This window comes from Nocardia sp. NBC_00416, from assembly GCF_036032445.1.
GTDB lineage: Bacteria > Actinomycetota > Actinomycetes > Mycobacteriales > Mycobacteriaceae > Nocardia.
The window spans coordinates 5,286,659-5,303,415 of record NZ_CP107932.1 but is presented as its reverse complement, the minus strand read 5'-3'; the positions used below and the strand labels follow the sequence as shown (position 1 = coordinate 5,303,415).

At 66.6% G+C, this 16,757-nt stretch carries 19 protein-coding genes and 1 tRNA gene; 11 read left to right on the top strand and 9 right to left on the bottom strand.

All coding sequences use genetic code 11. The features are described from left to right. The first annotated feature begins 14 nt into the window (after positions 1-14). Entirely contained in the window at positions 15-1,502 is a 1,488-nt protein-coding gene (locus OG804_RS22810; protein WP_328389710.1) for a serine/threonine-protein kinase, read from the top strand. Further along, entirely contained in the window at positions 1,499-3,409 is a 1,911-nt protein-coding gene (gene pknB / locus OG804_RS22805) for a Stk1 family PASTA domain-containing Ser/Thr kinase (protein ID WP_328389708.1), read from the top strand. Before OG804_RS22810 ends, pknB begins: the two co-directional genes overlap by 4 nt. A gap of 36 nt (positions 3,410-3,445) precedes the next feature. Here the strand turns inward: pknB and OG804_RS22800 are convergent, their stop codons facing one another. After that, positions 3,446-4,090, bottom strand: coding sequence for an aminodeoxychorismate/anthranilate synthase component II (locus OG804_RS22800; RefSeq protein WP_328389706.1), 645 nt, complete (start codon positions 4,088-4,090; stop codon positions 3,446-3,448). Positions 4,091-4,326: 236 nt separating this feature from the next. On the opposite strand from OG804_RS22800, the gene crgA reads away from it, so the two are divergent. Together crgA and OG804_RS22790 are read left to right on the top strand one after the other, a co-directional pair. Then, positions 4,327-4,593 (top strand): cell division protein CrgA, encoded by a 267-nt coding sequence (crgA, locus tag OG804_RS22795; protein ID WP_328389704.1) that lies wholly within the window; start codon positions 4,327-4,329, stop codon positions 4,591-4,593. 93 nt (positions 4,594-4,686) lie between these two features. Continuing rightward, complete coding sequence (locus OG804_RS22790) at positions 4,687-5,148, top strand: PH domain-containing protein (protein ID WP_328389702.1); 462 nt, start codon at positions 4,687-4,689, stop codon at positions 5,146-5,148. 168 nt (positions 5,149-5,316) lie between these two features. Here OG804_RS22790 and OG804_RS22785 read toward each other — a convergent pair whose 3' ends face one another. Further along, positions 5,317-6,195, bottom strand: coding sequence for a rhomboid family intramembrane serine protease (locus OG804_RS22785; RefSeq protein ID WP_328389700.1), 879 nt, complete (start codon positions 6,193-6,195; stop codon positions 5,317-5,319). 196 nt (positions 6,196-6,391) lie between these two features. On the opposite strand from OG804_RS22785, the gene OG804_RS22780 reads away from it, so the two are divergent. Further along, positions 6,392-6,604 (top strand): hypothetical protein, encoded by a 213-nt coding sequence (locus OG804_RS22780; protein ID WP_328389698.1) that lies wholly within the window; start codon positions 6,392-6,394, stop codon positions 6,602-6,604. 11 nt (positions 6,605-6,615) lie between these two features. On the opposite strand, the gene OG804_RS22775 is transcribed toward OG804_RS22780, so the two are convergent. Then, the gene (locus OG804_RS22775; protein ID WP_328398631.1) at positions 6,616-7,410 is read right to left on the bottom strand and encodes an ABC transporter permease; all 795 of its coding nucleotides are present in this window, start codon (positions 7,408-7,410) and stop codon (positions 6,616-6,618) included. A 59-nt stretch (positions 7,411-7,469) separates the two neighbouring features. Beyond that, the gene (locus OG804_RS22770; protein WP_328389696.1) at positions 7,470-8,561 is read right to left on the bottom strand and encodes an ATP-binding cassette domain-containing protein; all 1,092 of its coding nucleotides are present in this window, start codon (positions 8,559-8,561) and stop codon (positions 7,470-7,472) included. An 892-nt stretch (positions 8,562-9,453) separates the two neighbouring features. On the opposite strand from OG804_RS22770, the gene OG804_RS22765 reads away from it, so the two are divergent. Both OG804_RS22765 and OG804_RS22760 read left to right on the top strand, forming a co-directional pair. Then, on the top strand, positions 9,454-10,359 hold the full coding sequence (locus tag OG804_RS22765; RefSeq protein ID WP_328389694.1) for an oxygenase MpaB family protein: 906 nt from the start codon (positions 9,454-9,456) through the stop codon (positions 10,357-10,359). A gap of 96 nt (positions 10,360-10,455) precedes the next feature. Then, complete coding sequence (locus OG804_RS22760) at positions 10,456-10,965, top strand: acyl-CoA thioesterase (RefSeq protein ID WP_328389692.1); 510 nt, start codon at positions 10,456-10,458, stop codon at positions 10,963-10,965. A gap of 16 nt (positions 10,966-10,981) precedes the next feature. Here the strand turns inward: OG804_RS22760 and OG804_RS22755 are convergent, their stop codons facing one another. After that, complete coding sequence (locus tag OG804_RS22755) at positions 10,982-11,260, bottom strand: cold-shock protein (protein WP_328389690.1); 279 nt, start codon at positions 11,258-11,260, stop codon at positions 10,982-10,984. 92 nt (positions 11,261-11,352) lie between these two features. On the opposite strand from OG804_RS22755, the gene OG804_RS22750 reads away from it, so the two are divergent. Together OG804_RS22750 and OG804_RS22745 are read left to right on the top strand one after the other, a co-directional pair. Continuing rightward, positions 11,353-11,994 carry a class I SAM-dependent methyltransferase gene (locus OG804_RS22750; RefSeq protein ID WP_328389688.1) on the top strand — a complete coding sequence of 214 codons (642 nt, stop codon included), beginning with the start codon at positions 11,353-11,355 and terminating at the stop codon, positions 11,992-11,994. A 155-nt stretch (positions 11,995-12,149) separates the two neighbouring features. Next, positions 12,150-12,677 (top strand): helix-turn-helix domain-containing protein, encoded by a 528-nt coding sequence (locus tag OG804_RS22745; RefSeq protein ID WP_328389686.1) that lies wholly within the window; start codon positions 12,150-12,152, stop codon positions 12,675-12,677. Between the two features lie 62 nt (positions 12,678-12,739). On the opposite strand, the gene OG804_RS22740 is transcribed toward OG804_RS22745, so the two are convergent. Continuing rightward, positions 12,740-13,618 (bottom strand): NAD(P)-dependent oxidoreductase, encoded by an 879-nt coding sequence (locus OG804_RS22740; RefSeq protein WP_328389684.1) that lies wholly within the window; start codon positions 13,616-13,618, stop codon positions 12,740-12,742. A gap of 177 nt (positions 13,619-13,795) precedes the next feature. Between OG804_RS22740 and OG804_RS22735 the strand changes: the two genes are divergently transcribed. After that, positions 13,796-14,101 carry a winged helix-turn-helix transcriptional regulator gene (locus tag OG804_RS22735; RefSeq protein ID WP_328398629.1) on the top strand — a complete coding sequence of 102 codons (306 nt, stop codon included), beginning with the start codon at positions 13,796-13,798 and terminating at the stop codon, positions 14,099-14,101. 43 nt (positions 14,102-14,144) lie between these two features. On the opposite strand, the gene OG804_RS22730 is transcribed toward OG804_RS22735, so the two are convergent. Continuing rightward, positions 14,145-14,897 (bottom strand): GlxA family transcriptional regulator, encoded by a 753-nt coding sequence (locus OG804_RS22730; RefSeq protein WP_328389682.1) that lies wholly within the window; start codon positions 14,895-14,897, stop codon positions 14,145-14,147. Positions 14,898-14,977: 80 nt separating this feature from the next. On the opposite strand from OG804_RS22730, the gene OG804_RS22725 reads away from it, so the two are divergent. Beyond that, complete coding sequence (locus OG804_RS22725) at positions 14,978-15,181, top strand: isochorismatase family protein (protein WP_328389679.1); 204 nt, start codon at positions 14,978-14,980, stop codon at positions 15,179-15,181. Between the two features lie 83 nt (positions 15,182-15,264). On the opposite strand, the gene OG804_RS22720 is transcribed toward OG804_RS22725, so the two are convergent. Continuing rightward, positions 15,265-15,337, bottom strand: a tRNA-Ala gene (locus tag OG804_RS22720). 94 nt (positions 15,338-15,431) lie between these two features. After that, positions 15,432-16,715 (bottom strand): oxygenase MpaB family protein, encoded by a 1,284-nt coding sequence (locus OG804_RS22715; protein WP_328389677.1) that lies wholly within the window; start codon positions 16,713-16,715, stop codon positions 15,432-15,434. Positions 16,716-16,757 lie beyond the last annotated feature (42 nt).

Here is a 16,757-nt window from a genome sequence, read left to right as displayed (position 1 = left end):
CTGCGGGGAACCCGATGCTGACAAACGGCGCGATGATCGCGGACCGCTACCGGCTGCACCGGCTGATCGCCACCGGCGGGATGGGCCAGGTCTGGGAAGCCCTGGACACCCGGCTGGATCGCCGGGTCGCCGTCAAGGTGCTCAAATCCGAGTTCTCGGCGGACCCGACCTTCCGGCACCGGTTCCGCACTGAAGCCAAAACCACCGCGCAACTGAATCATTCCGGCATCGCAGGAATCTACGACTACGGCGAGACCTACGATCCGCAGGGCGGCGAGACGGCCTACCTGGTGATGGAACTGGTCCAGGGCGAGCCGCTCAATACCGTGCTGAACCGGCTCGGCCGGCTGTCGGTGGTCCAGGGCCTGGACCTGCTGGAGCAGACCGGGCGCGCACTGCAGGTCGCCCATCTCGCCGGTGTGGTGCATCGCGATGTGAAACCGGGAAATATCCTGGTCACCCCCACCGGTCAGGTGAAGATCACCGATTTCGGCATCGCCAAGGCGGTCGACGCCTCCCCGGTCACCAAGACCGGCATGGTGATGGGCACCGCGCAGTACATCGCCCCCGAGCAGGCGGTCGGTGAGGATGCCACCGCGGCCAGCGATGTCTATTCACTCGGTGTGGTGGGCTATGAAGCGCTCGCGGGTCAACGCCCGTTCACCGGCGACGGCGCACTCACTGTCGCGATGAAGCATGTGCGCGATCTTCCGCCGCCGATGCCGTCGGACCTGCCGCCGAATGTGCGGGAGCTGGTCGAGATCACTCTGGCCAAGGATCCGGGCCAGCGCTATACCGACGGCGGGGAATTCGCCGACGCGGTCGCCGCGGTGCGGTCGGGTCGTCGGCCGCCGCCGCCCCGGAACCTGCCCGCGACCGGGGCCACCAGTGTGATCTCGGCGCCGCACCCGGGTTACGACGAGAGCGCGACCATGCGCTACAGCACTCCGCCCGCCGCGATGGCCGGCCCCGCGACCGCCCTCGATCGGGGCGTCGACGACCCGGGTGCGCACGAGTACCACGACGGCGGTGCCGGTGGTGGCCTCAACAAGAACCAGAAATGGATGATCGGACTGGGTATCGGCGCCCTGCTGCTCGGCGGCGCGGTGCTGTGGCTGCTGTTCGGCGGTGACACCAATCCGGATGGGACGCCGCCGCCCGGCATCTCGTCCACGGCGCCCACCACCCGTCCGCTGCCGCCCCCGGTGACCCCCACCTACGAGGTGACCGAGCCCCCGGTCTGGACGCCGACCCAGGAATACACGACCACCCAGCCCCCGGCCACCACGACCACACCGTCGCCGTCGTCCACCACCTCGGAGCCCTCGACCACCACGTCCGTGGCGCCGAGCACCACCGAGACGACGGCCAGCGAGGAGACGACCGACGAGGAGACGACCACCACGCGTCGCCGCCCGACGCTTCCCTCGATCCCTCTCCCGACGGTGGAGAACCACACCACCATCATCGTGCCGGCCCATACTCCGCAAGGACAGCCATGACGACCCCGAAGAATCTCTCCTCGCGGTACGAGCTGGGCGAGATCATCGGGTTCGGCGGGATGTCGGAGGTCCACAAGGCGCGCGATCTCCGGCTGAATCGCGATGTCGCGATCAAGGTACTGCGGGCCGATCTGGCCCGGGATCCCACGTTCTACCTTCGCTTCAAACGCGAGGCGCAGAACGCCGCGGCCCTGAACCATCCCGCCATCGTCGCCGTCTACGACACCGGTGAGGCCGAGATCGACGGCGGACCGCTGCCTTTTATCGTGATGGAGTACGTGGAGGGCGACACCCTGCGCGATATCGTCCGCAACGAAGGCCCCATCCCGCCGCGGCGGGCGATGGAGGTCGTGGCCGATGTGTGCGCCGCACTGGATTTCAGCCACAAGGCCGGGATCGTGCACCGCGATATGAAACCCGCCAACATCATGATCAACCGCGCCGGCGCGGTGAAGGTGATGGATTTCGGTATCGCGCGGGCGATCGCCGACGCCGCCAACCCGATGACCGCTACCGCGGCCGTGATCGGGACCGCCCAGTATTTGTCGCCGGAGCAGGCGCGCGGCGAGACGGTCGACGCCAGGTCCGATGTCTATTCCGTGGGCTGCGTGCTCTTCGAGATCCTTACCGGTGAACCCCCGTTCACCGGTGACTCTCCGGTCGCGGTGGCCTACCAGCATGTCCGGGAAGATCCGCGGTTGCCCTCACTCGTCTACGAGGGTGTGCCGCGGGAACTGGATTCGATCGTGCTCGAAGCCATGGCCAAGAACCCCGCGAACCGCTATCAGAGCGCCGCGGAGATGCGCGCGGATCTCATCCGTGTCCTGGGTGGACAGAAACCCGGCGCACCGATGGTGATGACCGACGAGGATCGCACCACCATGCTCGGCCCGGCGGACCCCTCCGCGCGCGGCTACCGTCGGCTGGACGACGACGAGGACCTCGACGACTACGGGCCCGGATCCGGCGGCAATTCCCGGCGGACCGCCTATATCGCGGCGGGTGTGGTGGCCGTGGTCGCCGCCGCGTTCGGGCTGTTCTGGATGCTGATCGGCCCGGGGAGCCGGCCCGATCAGGTCGCGATTCCGTATCTGTCGGACTCCTCGGCGAGCGAAGCGGAACACCAACTCGATTCACTCGGGTTCGATGTCGCGATCCAGGAGAAACCCGACGGCAAGATCAGCGCGGGCAAGGTGATCGCGACCCAGCCGCTGGGCGGATCGCGCGCCGCCGAGGGCAGCACCATCACGCTGCAGGTGTCCACCGGACCTCAGCAGGTGCCGGTGCCCCGCCTCACGGGGCTGTCCCAGCAGGACGCCGAACAAGAACTCAACAATGCCGGGCTCCAGGTGAACCCGGATGTGAAGCGTGAGCCGTCCAGCGCGCAGGACAAGGACAAGGTGATCGGCCAGGATCCCTCGCCCGGTATCGAGATGGACGCGGGCAGTCAGATCACGCTGACCGTCGGCTCCGGTCCCGAGCAGGTCTACGTGCCCGATGTGGCCGGGCAGCTGATCGATGTGGCCCAGCCGAACCTGGAAGGCGCCGGGTTCAAGATCGTGGTCGAGCAGGTTCAGTCCGCGCGTCCGCGCGGCGAAGTGCTGTCCACCAGTCCGGCCGGACGTTCCACAGCCGACAAGGGTTCGACCATCACGGTCCAGGTGGCGCAGAGCGATCGCATCGCGATGCCGAGCCTGGTCGGTCTGACCGCGGCCGAGGTCGTGGACAAACTCCGCGAGAGCGGCTGGCAGGGCAGCGTCAACCAGGTCCGCCAGATCACTCAGATCACCCTGAACTCCGATCAGGCCGGCAAGGTGCTCAGCCAGCAGCCCTCCGCCGGGACGACCGTGCCGTCCTCGGCGACGGTGACCATCAATACCGGCGTTCTCCCGCTCGGCCCGCCGTGAGGCGCTGCCGGGACCGTCCCGGCAGCGGCTCTCCGGTCAGTGGATCGCCAGCGCGGCGACCTCGGCCTCCAGCATCTGCACCAGCCCCTCCTCGGGCCGCTCACCGCAGACTTCCAACCAGTTCGCCAGCATCCGGTGCCCGCCCTGGGTGAGCACCGACTCGGGATGGAACTGCACACCGTGCAGTGGAAGTTCGTGGTGGCGCAGCGCCATCACGATGCCGCTCTCGGTGCGGCCGATGACATCGAATTCGGGCGGCAGCGTCTTCTCCACCACGGTGAGCGAGTGGTATCGGGTCGCCGTGAACGGGTCGGGCAGCCCGGCCAGCACTCCCGTGCCGATATGGAACACCGAGCTGGTCTTGCCGTGCAGCAGTTCCGGAGCCCGGGTCACCGTGGCGCCGAAGGCCGCGCCGATGGCCTGGTGACCCAGGCAGACCCCGAGTAGCGGAGTTCCGCGATCGGCGCAGGCGCGCACGAGATCGATACTGGCGCCCGCCCGTTCCGGGGTGCCGGGTCCGGGGCTGATGAGAATTCCGTCGAAATCGCCGGCGACCGCGCCCGGATCCGCCAGCTCCGGATCGTCGTTGCGCCAGACCACTGCCTCGACGCCCAGCTGACCCAGATACTGGACCAGGTTGAACACGAAGCTGTCGTAGTTGTCGACGACGAGTACACGCATGGACAAAGATTACGTGCCCGGCGGCTACCGCACCCCGCCCGGCCTGGGGTTGCGCGGCGATGCCGGGTACGGTCCCGCCGCTGCATCCGGGTCGATGTGTCCGCACAGTGCCCCCGCGGCACGGCGCGGGGGTGACTCACCTGCTGGGGCACGTACGGTTCGGCCGGTGGGCGTCACACCGATCACCTGGTGGGATAGCCTTGGAACACGACCTGCACGCTGAACACGAGGACATCATGCCCAAGTCGAAGGTCCGGAAGAAGACCGACTACACGATCAACCCCGCCAGCCGTACGCCGGTGAAGGTGAAAGCAGTCGGCCCATCACCCGTCTGGTACGTCGCCATCATGCTCGGCTTCATGCTCGCGGGCCTGGTATGGCTGCTGGTCTACTACCTGGCGGCCGATCAGATCAGCTGGATGAGCAACCTCAATGCCTGGAACTTCTTGATCGGGTTCGGGCTGATGGTGGTCGGTCTGATCATGACCATGCGGTGGCGCTGACGTCGCCGACCCGGGTATTACACGGGTGTAATTAATGCACACCTGTGGATAAGCCTGTGGATAACCCTCGAGAGGAAATGGGGAGGACGCCGCGTGCAGCCCGAGGGCGCAGAAACACGTCTGGCCTGGACAACCCCGTTGCCCGCGCTCATCGCGGCGGCAGGCGGCGGCGTGGTTCTCGCGGTCGGGGCGGTGCTGATCGCAGACGCCCCCGGCAAAATCCTCCTCGGTCTGGCCGCTGTGACGCTGCTCGGTCTGGCCGCGCTCGGGTTGCGGCAGCGACCCCGCCTATCGGTGATACCCGGCGAAAGCCCGCTACTCGTCCTGCGGACTCTCACCGGCGTCACCGAGTACACCCGCGACCAGATTCTGCGTGCGCGGGTGGTGGGGTATCGCCGACTCGGCCGTAAATCACCGATGCTGGAGATCGACGTCGACCATCTCGGGTCGGAACGGCTGCTCATCTTCGGCCGGTGGGATCTCGGAACGAATCCCGAAGACGTCTACGACACGTTGCGGACGCAACTGCGGTTGCGCGGGGAATCAGCGCACTGAGTGGTTCACGCTCCGCCGTCCCGACGGTATCGCCGCATCACGCATCCGGTGCCAGCATGTTTCACGTAGAACATTCAGCTCCCGGCGCGGCACGTTATTTCACAAGCCCCTGATAGCGCGACGAAAACAGTCCGCGGTGCTGATCCGCCGGCGCCGCGGTAGTACTGATCAGGGCAGCGCGGCACCAGCGAGCGCGATCACCGCCAGGGCAGCGAAACCCAGGGCCGCGAGTGCGATGAAGCCGACCAGCCTTGCCCGTTCCGGCGTACGGGCGCGCACCCACGCGGGCAGGAACATGATTCCCAGGGTTGCCAGTGTGCCCGCGGCAAGCCCGCCGAGGTGACCCCACAGGGAGATCCCCGGTAGCGAGAAGCTGATGAACACGTTGATACCGATCAAGATCAGCATGCTGTTCGGGTTCTGCCGCAACCGGATCAGGATGACCGTGATCGCACCGAACAGTCCGTACACCGCGCCCGACGCTCCGGCGGTGAGACTGTTCTGAGCGAGCAGCATCACCGCGGCCGAGCCACCGAGCAACGAGATCAGGTACACCGCCAGGTAGCGGACCCGGCCGAGCACCATCTCGATATCGCGCCCGACGATGTAGAGCGCGAACATGTTCAGCAGCAGGTGGATCAGCCCATAGTGCAGGAACCCCGAGCCGATCACCCGGAACCAGTCCCCGGCGGCGACCGCCGGCGGGTACATGACCCAATCCACGAACAGCGAAGATCCGCCTTCGTTGGCCATCAGACTACGGGATTGCGCCACGGTGATCGCGTAGACCAGCACGTTCAGCGCGATGAGGCTGTAGGTGACGAAAGGCACCGAGTTCCGGGACGCGACCGCGCCCGAGGCCGTCCGCACCTTCTGCGTGCTCCGCTGATCAGCGCGCACACAATCGACACAGTGCTGACCGACCGAGGCCGGACGCAAGCATTCCGGACAGGCCGGACGACCACACCTGGTGCAGGACAGGCCGGTCGGACGGTCGGTGTGCCGGGCACAGACCTGGGCCGGCGGAGACGGCTGCTGCGGATTCATCGATCACTCCGGGTCGCGGACAGCTGGGCCGACGCAGGACGCGATGCCGACCTGGTCCGGTTTGTCGTACTCACTTGCCCATCGTGCCACGGGTGCACCCCGACCGGGAGCGCGCCGGTGCTGACACCGAGGGCGGTTGATGCGGGCCCTGACCTGCCGGTCTGCGTTATCCGCCGGGCTGTGCCAAAGTTGAGCCATGAGCTCGAGGCCACTGCGTCCATCCAGTCGTTCGCGCTATAAGCTGCTGGCCGCCGCCGCGGTCGCGGCGGCGGGCGGCACGGCCTGGCTGGTGCGCAGTAAACGCCCCCAACCTCCTGAACCAGCGCCCGCACCGCCCCGGATCGGCCATACCCGCAACGGCGCGGCGGCAGCCCCTGATACCGGAGCCACCGCGGATACCGAGCGCTGATCCCGGGCCGATCAGCGACTGACGGTTCTGCGGTACTGACGCAGCGCCAGCGGTACGAAGACGGCCATGATGATCACAACCCAGACCAGTGTTGTGGTGATGGGATGCTGCAGAGACCACGCGGTGGAGTTGTCGACAACCGGAGAGGTGTTCCCGAACAGTTGCCTGGTCGCCTGAGCAAGGGCTGATACCGGGTTCCATTCCGCGAATACGCGCAACGGTGTCGGCAGATCCTGCAGGGGCACGAAGGTGTTCGCCAGGAAGGTGAGCGGAAAGATCACCATGAAGCTGGCGTTGTTGAAGACCTCCGGCGTATGGACCAACAGCCCGACCACGGCCATGATCCAGGAGATCGCGTAGGCGAACAGCAGCAACAGGACGTAGGCCAGCACCGCGTCCAGGAACGAACCGCGGATCCGCCAGCCGACGACCAGCCCGGTGAGTGACATCACCACCAGGCTCACCACATTGATCACCACATCGCTGACGGTGCGCCCGATCAGCACCGAGGACGGGGCCATCGGCAGGGAGCGAAAGCGATCGATGATGCCCTTCTGCATATCCTCGGCCAGGCTCAACCCGGTGAAGGTGGAGCCGAACACGACCGTCTGGACGAAGATGCCCGCGACGAGGAATTCGCGATAGCCACCCTCCAAACCCTCCACCTCGATCGCGGTGCCGAAAATGTAGGCGAACAACAGGACGAACATGATCGGCGAGAGCGTGCTGAAGATCAGCACGTCGGGGACTCGCTTTATCTTGATCACATTGCGCTTGGTGACGGTCAGACTGTCGCTGACCACCATGGACACTCGTTCGGCGAAGGGCAGGGAATCCCGGGCATCGCCGGCCGTCGCCACCGCGGTCATCTTGTCTTTCCTTCCATCGCCTCGATTGCTTCGCCCGTCGGCGCCGATCCGGATCCGGTTCCGGCGTCGGTGGACCGTTCCGGACCGCGAGCGCCGTCGGATCGGTCGTCGCGATCCTCGAATCCTCCGTCGCCGTCCGCCGACTCTTCGGCCTCGTGACCGGTGAGCGTGAGGAAGACATCGTCGAGCGAGGGACGGCGTAGTCCGACATCGTGGATCTTCACCCCCCGATCGGTCAGCCTGCCGATGGCGGCGACCAGCGCCTGAGAGCCGTCGCTCACCGGTACCACCAGGCGGCGCAACCCGGGTTCGAGATGTATTTCGCCGTCGGCCAGCGGGGCGAGCGCCTGCTGCGCAACGGTCATATTGTCGGCGTGGTCGACGGTCAGCTCGATCCGGTCGCCACCGACCATGCTCTTCAGTTCGTCCGCGGTGCCGCGCGCGATCACCCGGCCCCGGTCGATCACCGCGATCGCATCCGCGAGGCGGTCGGCCTCCTCCATGTACTGGGTCGTCAACAGCAGGGTGGTACCGCCCGCGACCAGTTCCTCGATCACATCCCAGAGGTCCAGCCGGGCCCGGGGGTCCAGGCCGGTGGTCGGCTCGTCGAGGAAGAGCACCGGCGGATCGGCGACCAGCGCACCCGCCAGGTCGAGCCGGCGGCGCATCCCACCGGAGTAGCCCCGGACCGGCCGATCGGCGGCATCGCTGAGGCGGAACCGGTCCAGTAGTTCGCGAGCACGTTCCTTACTGCGCCGTGTCCCCATGTGATAGAGCCGTCCGACCATTTCGAGGTTCTCGAAACCGGTCAGGTATTCGTCGACCGCGGCGTACTGCCCCGAGGTGCCGATCCGGGAGCGCAGCGCCCGGGGCTGAGCGAGTACGTCGATCCCGGCTACGGTCGCCCGGCCGGAGTCCGGCACCAGCAGGGTGGTGAACACCCGCACAGTGGTGGTCTTTCCGGCCCCGTTGGGTCCGAGCAGGGCCGTCACCGTGCCCTCGGGCACCGTGAGGTCGAGCCCGTCCAGGGCGCGTACCCGGCGGCCGTAGTGTTTGACGAGACCCTCGGCGACTATTGCGTCGGGCATGATTCTCCTGGTTCGAGTGATTGTCGAGGACGAGTCGTAGATCGCCGGTGGCGGTATCGAGCCACCGACCTGAACGCTTCGGCAACCGGCCGATAGTGAGCAGTATTGTCTCGCTCGCCGACGTTTTCATCCGATTTATCCGGTTTCCCGGTGACCTCCCCGAACCTCGGGAGCCGCACCGCGGACCGGCTGTGCTCGGGGTAGCCGGTCCGAGGTGCGACAGACTCCATCGTCGCCGCGGCGGCCGGGCGGGTCGTGCGTAGCGCACTACTCGATTCGGCACGCGCCGATACTCGGTTCGTCGCCGAATCACCCCGGCAGGGGTGTTCGTGCTCACGATCACAGGGCATAGCGGCATGGTGACAGCGGAGTCCGACAGGTTCGTCCGGGCGCCTCGGGGCATGACCCCGGACGGTCGCGCCAACCCTTGTTCCGCTGGACGGAATGAGCCAGGAGTTATCGCGGAACATGCTGTGCACCAATAATTTTCGACCCACCCATGACCGAGCGGCGGACCCGCTCGCAGCACTGTGATCCGCACCAGAAAAAGTTCGAAACTCTTGGGCCCCTTGTGCGCGCATATTGGCGACATCGCGTAGGATCGACACCGTCGGCCCCTCCCCCCCGGGCCGACCCTATGCGGGCCTCGGCTAACTCCCCCCCTTCGCCGAGGCCCGCTCTCATATTTCGGGGTTCCACCCTCACTCGACGGCCCGCCCCGCCCCCACACGCCACCCAACACCCAGACTCTCGAGCCGGACGGTCTCGCGACCCGCGCTGCTTCCCACTGCTCCGTATCCGGTCGGCCGCGGCTGACGATATAACGCAATGGTGAGAGATTTGCAGTATCATCGTCTCACCAGCTCGATGCAGTAGATCAAGGGAGATCCGCATGACCGCGTCCGTCGCAGCCATCGACACGCACGCTCCGGCGGAGCGTCGTCCATTCGGTCCCGGCACCCGGACCTGGGAAGAAACCGGCCTGATCACCTTCTCCCTCACCGCGGGCTCGGCCTTCCTCTTGCAGACCATGGAGCCCACCATCTCCGCGGTGGTCGACGCCCACTCCACCTTCCGCACCGACCCGATCGGCCGCGCGGTGCGCAGTCTGTCCGCGGTGATGATGTGGACCTACGGCGGTGAGGAATCCCTCGGCGAAACCGACCGGCTGCGCAAGATGCACGCGACACTCAACACCACCGACGCCGAAGGCGTCCGCCATACCGCGCTGTCCAGTGGCCCGTGGGCCTGGGTGCTGCACACCGGCACCTTCGCGTTCTCCGAGAACGCGAAGTACTTCGCGAAACGGCCGCTCACCCGCACCGAGAAAGAGGACTACTACCGCGAAGCCCTCCAGTTGATGCGCAACTTCTCGGTACCGCCCAAGGAGTTGCCGGCGACCTACGCGGACTTCGAGAAGTTCTTCGCGGATCAGGTGGAGAACCACCTGGAAGCCACTCAGACCTCGAAGGACTACCTGCGGGTCATCCGAACCATCGCCGCGCCCACCCAATTGCCCCGGGTCCTGCACCCGGTATGGCGCGCGCTGACCGACCCGTTCGGACGGATGCAGTACTTCGTCACCGTCGGCACCACACCGGAAGCGGCCCGGCGGAAGCTCGGCCTCACCTGGAGCGAGTCCGACGAACGCAAACTGCGGATTCTGGGCTGGTTCGTCGCCCGGTTGATACCGCTGCTGCCGGAGCGGCTGCGGTACTTCCCCATCGCCTACGAAGCCCGCAAACTCGAACGCGACAAGGCGCGGCTGCGCAAGGTCATCGACGTGCGCCCGCTCTGATTCCACTCGACCGGCAGTCACCGCCCCTGATCCGCCCGGATCCGGGGCGGTTCTGTGTCGATACACTGTTGCCGTGCCCAACCGAGCGGAGTACATATGACCGGCGTCGTCTCGATACCCGACTACGACCAGGTGGTCGCGCTGCCCCGGGAACTGGGGCCGATCACCGTCCCGGAGTCCTACCGCGACGAGAACGATCACATGAACATCGCGCACTACTTCGACCTGTGCGTAGCGGGCGCCACCCGGGTCTTCGATCGGGTCGGGATCAGCGACGAGTACCGCGGCACCCGGGGTGTCGGATTCTTCACCGCCGAACACCACATCCGGTACTATGCCGAAACCCTGGTCGGCCAGGACGTTTCGATCTATGTCCGGGGTGTCGACCGTTCCGACAAGGTCGTGCACATCATCGCGCTGCTGGTCAACGACACCACCCGGCGGCTCAGCTGCACCGTCGAGGTCACCGCCGTCCACGTCGATCTGCGCACCAGATCGGCCACACCGTTCGCCGCCGATATCGCGGCCGCCCTCGATCGCGAACTGGCGACCTCGGTCGCGGACTGGCCTGCTCCGGTATGCGGCGCGATGGGTGTCCGGCGCTGACCACCGCTCCAGCGGACTAACCTGCCCCGTCGGGGCGGACGGTCACCGCCTCGTGGCCACGGGGTCGGGCGGTACTGACGAACAGCACCGGCTGACCCGCACGCAGAGTCCGGTAGCCGTCCGTTTCTATGCACCGGTATTCCACGAAGACCTGTTCGGTCCCGTCATCGGGTTTGATGTAGCCGAACCCCTTCTCCGAGTCGAACCAGAAGACTCTTCCCCGTCTCCAATCCGAGCCGTCGATCCCGGGTACGGCAGGCTCCGCAGCGGACATGACCAGGTCTTCTCCACTCACTCCATCAGGGTCGACACCTTCAAAACTACGCCCCGGCAGCGGCGGCGTCACTGTCGCCTCCGGTTCGCGGGGCCGGAAGCTATTGTGCCCCTGTGCTCGAACCTCCCTTCCTCTCCGCCACTCGTGCCGGTTACAACGCGATCGCGACCGCCTACACCCAGCACTTCGAGGGGGTACTCGAAGGCGACCCCTGGGCCAGGGCGGTGCTCACCGCGTTCGCGGAACTGGTCGGCGATACCGGACCGGTCGCCGATATCGGTAGTGGCCCGGGCCGGGTCGCCGCCTTCTTGTCCGCGGCGGGGGTCCGAGTGCACGGGATCGACCTGTCACCGGCCATGGTGGAGATGGCCCGGCGCAGCTTTCCGGATATCCGATTCGACGAGGGCTCGATGACGGCACTCGATATCGCGGATCATTCGCTGGCCGGCGCGCTCGCCTGGTACTCCCTCATCCATATCCCACCCGCCGAACGGGCCGCGGTGCTCGCCGAGTTCCACCGGGTGCTGCGACCGGGTGCACCACTCCTGCTCGCCTTCCAAGCCGGTCGTGACGTGAGTCATCACGACGAGGGATTCGGGCACGCCATATCCCTCGACTTCCACCGGCTCGTACCGGAGGAGATCGAGGATTTGCTCGAGGGCGTCGGCTTCACAGTCGACGCGCGGCTCGGTCGCCGAGCCCGGGGTGAGGAGCCGACCCCGCAGGCCTACCTTCTCGCCACCCGCTCGAGTTGATAGATGACCGAATGCCATCAAAACACTTCTACATCAGATCATTTCGATAGCTATCAAGATGATCTGACGGTGGCGTTCGACCGCTCCGAACCCCCCGACCTGGACTGATCAAGACGATCCTTGACGCCATCATTTCGATAGATCAACCTGGTCAGGTGGTGATCAAGAAGAACCCCTTCGGCCCCACCGGGGATACTGTTCGCAACAATGTCCTTCGGTATCGCAACCGGATGAACCTGGGCTATGCCGATCTCGCGCGCAGGCTCGAGGCTCTCGGCCGGCCGATCCCGGTACTCGGATTGTCGCGGATCGAGCGGGGTGAGCGCCGCATCGATGTGGACGATCTGATGGCGCTCGCGGTCGCCTTGGGCGTCTCCCCGACCAGTCTGCTACTCCCCGACACCTCCGGCTCCGACGATGTCGTCACCGCCACCGGCATCGAAGGCACGGCAGCGGATCTGCTCGGCTGGCTCCGGCTGCACACCCCGTCGGCGCATATCGGCAAACCGGCCGACGATCGCAATGTCCGCGACGCGATCCGGTTCATCGCCGACGCCCGACCGCGCTGGGATATCGAGAGCCTGACCCTCGAGCAACTCCCCGGCGTGGGCCACCAGGCGTACGCCGAGGAGATCGCCGAGAAGGCGCGCCAGGCGAATCCCGGTGCGGGCCACCGCGCATAACGATCGACATTCGGGTCGAGGTACGCCGAGCGGCCGGTGCCGAGCCGAACGCCGGCGCACGGTCAGGAAACTCGGGAGCCCATCAGTTCGAAGATCGACACCGGACGCCCGGCCTGTTCGCTGACGGCTCGGGCCCGGCGCCACAGGCCCTGTGCCGCATGAGAAAGCGTGGCGTCCACGCCGACCTCTTCGCTCGCGTCGATGATGTGCTGCGCGCCCGCATCCATCATCTGGAACGCGGCGAGATCACCCTGTCCACCGTTCTTCGCTGCCGCTGCCCATTCAGCCATGAAGAACGGGTAGGCCGCACTGGAACGTTGGGCGTAGGGCAAGAACTGATCGATATCGTTGCCGGATCGCTCGATCACGGCCAACGCCTGATCGAACGCGAGCATCCACGGATGGAAGGTGATCAGCAGCGCCTGGTAGAACACCTGGGCGAGACCGTCGTCCTCGCCCAGATACTCCTGGGGGCTCAGCGGAAGCAGCAGTTCGGCGTGCGCCTCGAAGACCGCGCGTGGGCCGCTGTAGAAGACATACGAAGCCGGGTGGGCGATATTGTCGCCTGCGGACATGAATCCGCCGGAGACGAACTCCGCGCCGTGGGACCGCACCCACCCCGCCCCTTTCCGAGCGTTGTCCGGCGAATCCGACGATAGGTTGGCGATCACCTTCCCGGGAAGCCGGTCGGTTGCCCCGCCGAGTACGTCGTACATCGCGGCATAGTGGGTCAGGCTCAGCACGATCACCTCGTTGGCGTCGAGGGCCTCGGCTATGGTCGCGGCCCGTTTCGCCCCGAGTGCGGCCATCGCGTCCGCCTTTTCAGCGCTTCGGTTCCACACGGTGACCTCGGTCCCGGCGGCCAGCAACGCACGGACCATCGCCCGGCCCATCGGGCCCAGCCCGATCACGCTGACTGACCGACTGTTCTGCTGAGACATACGGGTGTCCTCTTCCATAGTGGTTCAGATGGTTTCGGCGCCGGTATCGATACTCGTCGCCGCAGGTAGAGTCGGAAAGAACGCACTCGCGGGTGTGGTTGCTTACCGCGAGGTCCGTATCGAGGTCGGGAGGACGCAGTGACCGGTATCGGTGATACGGATCACGAGGTATGCGGTATGTCGGTGGCCATCGACGTGGTCGGCGGCAAATGGAAACTGCATCTGATGTGGATCCTCGGCGAGGGCCCCCGGCGGTTCGGGCAGATCCGCCGGAACCTGACCGGAGTGAGCGAGAAGGTGCTCACCGAGAATCTGCGTCAGCTGGAAACCAGTGGCGTCGTCCACCGCGAGGTGTACCCGGAGATCCCGCCGCGGGTCGAATACTCCCTGACTCCACTGGGTGAGGATCTCGCCCGGGCCCTGCGACCACTGGAGGAGTGGGGTGACCGGCACCGCGACCGGCTCGGCCGAGCGGCCTGCTGACCCACGGCCGTGAGCTTCGCGAGCCCATCCGAGCGCGTTCCGATCAACCCGTCCGGAACCGCTTCCGGTAATCGGCGGGTGTGACCCGCAGTGTCCGGCGGAAAGCCCGCGCGAGGGTGTCGACGGTGTTCAGCCCGCTGATCGCGGCGACGCGTTCGAGGGTGTCGTCAGTGGTTTCCAGCCGGTTGCGGGCGACCTCGACCCGGGCGCGCTCGATGTAGGCCGCCGGTGTCGTACCGAGCTCCTGTTTGAAGACGCGGGTGAGTTGCCGCTCGCTGACGTGCATTCGCTCCGCCAGTGCGGCCACGGTGAGATGTTCGGTGACGTTGCGAGTGATGTAGTGGCGGATCTCGTCTATCCGCCGCGTCGTCGAAAGGGGGTCGAGGGGAACACTGAACTGACTCTGGCCGCTGGGACGTTTGAGGTAAACGACCAGCTGTCGCGCGACGCGCAGCGCCAACGCCTCACCGAAGTCGTCCGCGACCAGCGCCAGCGCGAGATCGATGCACGCACTCAGCCCGGCTCCCGTCCAGACATCCCCGTCCCGGATATATATCGGGTCCGCGTCGACGGTGACCGCGGGATATTCGGCGGCGAGTTGCCGCGCCGTCGACCAGTGGGTGGTCGCCCGTTTCCCGTCGAGGAGCCCGGCGGCGGCCAGGAGATGCGCTCCGACGCATACCGATGCGACCCGTCGCGTATTGCCGGCGAGCTCGCGGACCCGTTCCGCGACAGCGGCGTCGGCGACCGCCCGGACGCGGCGCCGCTCGTCGGACTCGACCGCCCCCGGAACCACCAGGGTGTCGATGGCGCGAGTCGCGACCTCCGCGAAGGTGATATCGGGCAGGTAACACCGATCTGGTCATCGCCGGCTTCATGACCCACATGTGTGTCACCTTCACCGCCGAAGGCGCCTTCCTCCGCGGGAACAGGCCGACTGTCGTCGCGGACGCCTGCGCGACGCGGCCGCTGGCCGGGCTCGTATCCGAAATACCGGCCGACGGGTTGCACCACAGCGCGTTGGCGACGATCGCCGACCTGTACGGAGTGGTCGTCGCCTCCGCCGATGAACTCGGGTGAGCAGGGCACTCGGGTGAGCAGGGCACGGACCTGAGATACGAAACGCCTCCGGCCTGTTCTCACAGGTAGGAGGCGTTTTGAAGTGGAGCCTAGGGGAATCGAACCCCTAACCCCTGCCTTGCAAAGGCAGTGCTCTGCCAATTGAGCTAAGGCCCCGGCCGGACAGGCGGGCGCGCCGCGAGTCGCCTGCGAAACAGTAGCGTTCCGGCACGTACACCGTCAAACAAGGGTACCCGGCCCGGACGGCGTATCACCTGCGCAGCGCACCGCTGGCCTCGAACTCCGCCTCGCGGCCCTGCATCTGCTCGCGATACCAGTTCTCCCGATGCCAGAGCATGATCTGTTCGTGCAGGCGTCCGATCGGCGGGATCCGCCGCGCGACCTCCATGACGGTCACCAGCGGAATCCGGGCGATGGGCAGCAGTACCCACGGGAACGCGGACGGCATGCGATAGTTCCGGCGCGTGGTGGGCAGCATGTACAGGGCCGGATAGGCCGAATTGATCCGGTAGTTGTACTGCGCGCGCACGCGGGCTAGGCCGCGGTGCTCCTTCCTGGGCGCGAACGCCTCCGGATAGGACTCGATGAGCTCGGCCCCGTGATCGCCCGAGTCGTAGGCGCGGGCGACCATTGTCATCGCCATCACCCGCAGTGTGTCGGCGACGGTCTCCGGATGCCAGGCCAGCCGGACACCCAGCAGGTATCCCAGGTACTTCTGAAAGTGCAGGAGCGCACGGAATTCCGCGGGTGTGGTCTGATAGCCGAGCGCCCACAGCCCCAGGCCGGGGATGGTGCTGCCCGCGATCAGGGTGAGCAACTGGTAGGTCTGGCTGATCGGCAGCCCCCACCGTTCGATATCCCATTCCGGGTGCCGCTCGACTCCGGAGCGCACCGAAACATGCATGATCCGCACCTTCAGTGCGGTAGCCCGCCCCGCCGACCCCGGCGTCAGCAGCGCGCCCGGCCGGGAGACATCCATCCAGAACCGGCAGGTCTCCAGGAAGCGGCGCAATGCGCTGTCGCCCGCGTACCCGCCGGCCAGCGACAAGGGTGTGGCGACCGCGGATTCGGTGTACATCTCCAGGGTTTCGGCGCCGGCGAAACTGAACAGCATCGTGCCCCAGCGCCGCCATACCGCGGCACCGCGCTCCACGAGTTCGGGTTGGACCCAGTCGGGAACGGTCTCGAACTCGTCGAACAGGGCACACATGGCGTCCGGGGCCCCGGGAACGGCGTCGATTCCGTCGCGCAGGGCGGTCTCCAGCAGCGACCGTCCGCGTTCGCGCCCGATCTCACCGCGCACGACCTCCGCGACGAACCGTTCCGCGACCGGATCGCCGGAGAACATATCCGCGCACAATGCTGCGGCCTGCTCATCGGTCGGGAACAGCTCACTGCCGGTGAGCCTGCGAACCATCCGTTCGGCCCACCGGACCCGCGGGTTCTCCCGGGCCTGCCAATAGCGGAAGGCCGCCGGACACCGACCGGCGGCCTTTTCGGTGCTGCTGTCCGGGGTCGTCGCTGGTATCGACATCGCTGTTCTCCCTCGCCGGGACAGCCGTGTATCGACCGGCTG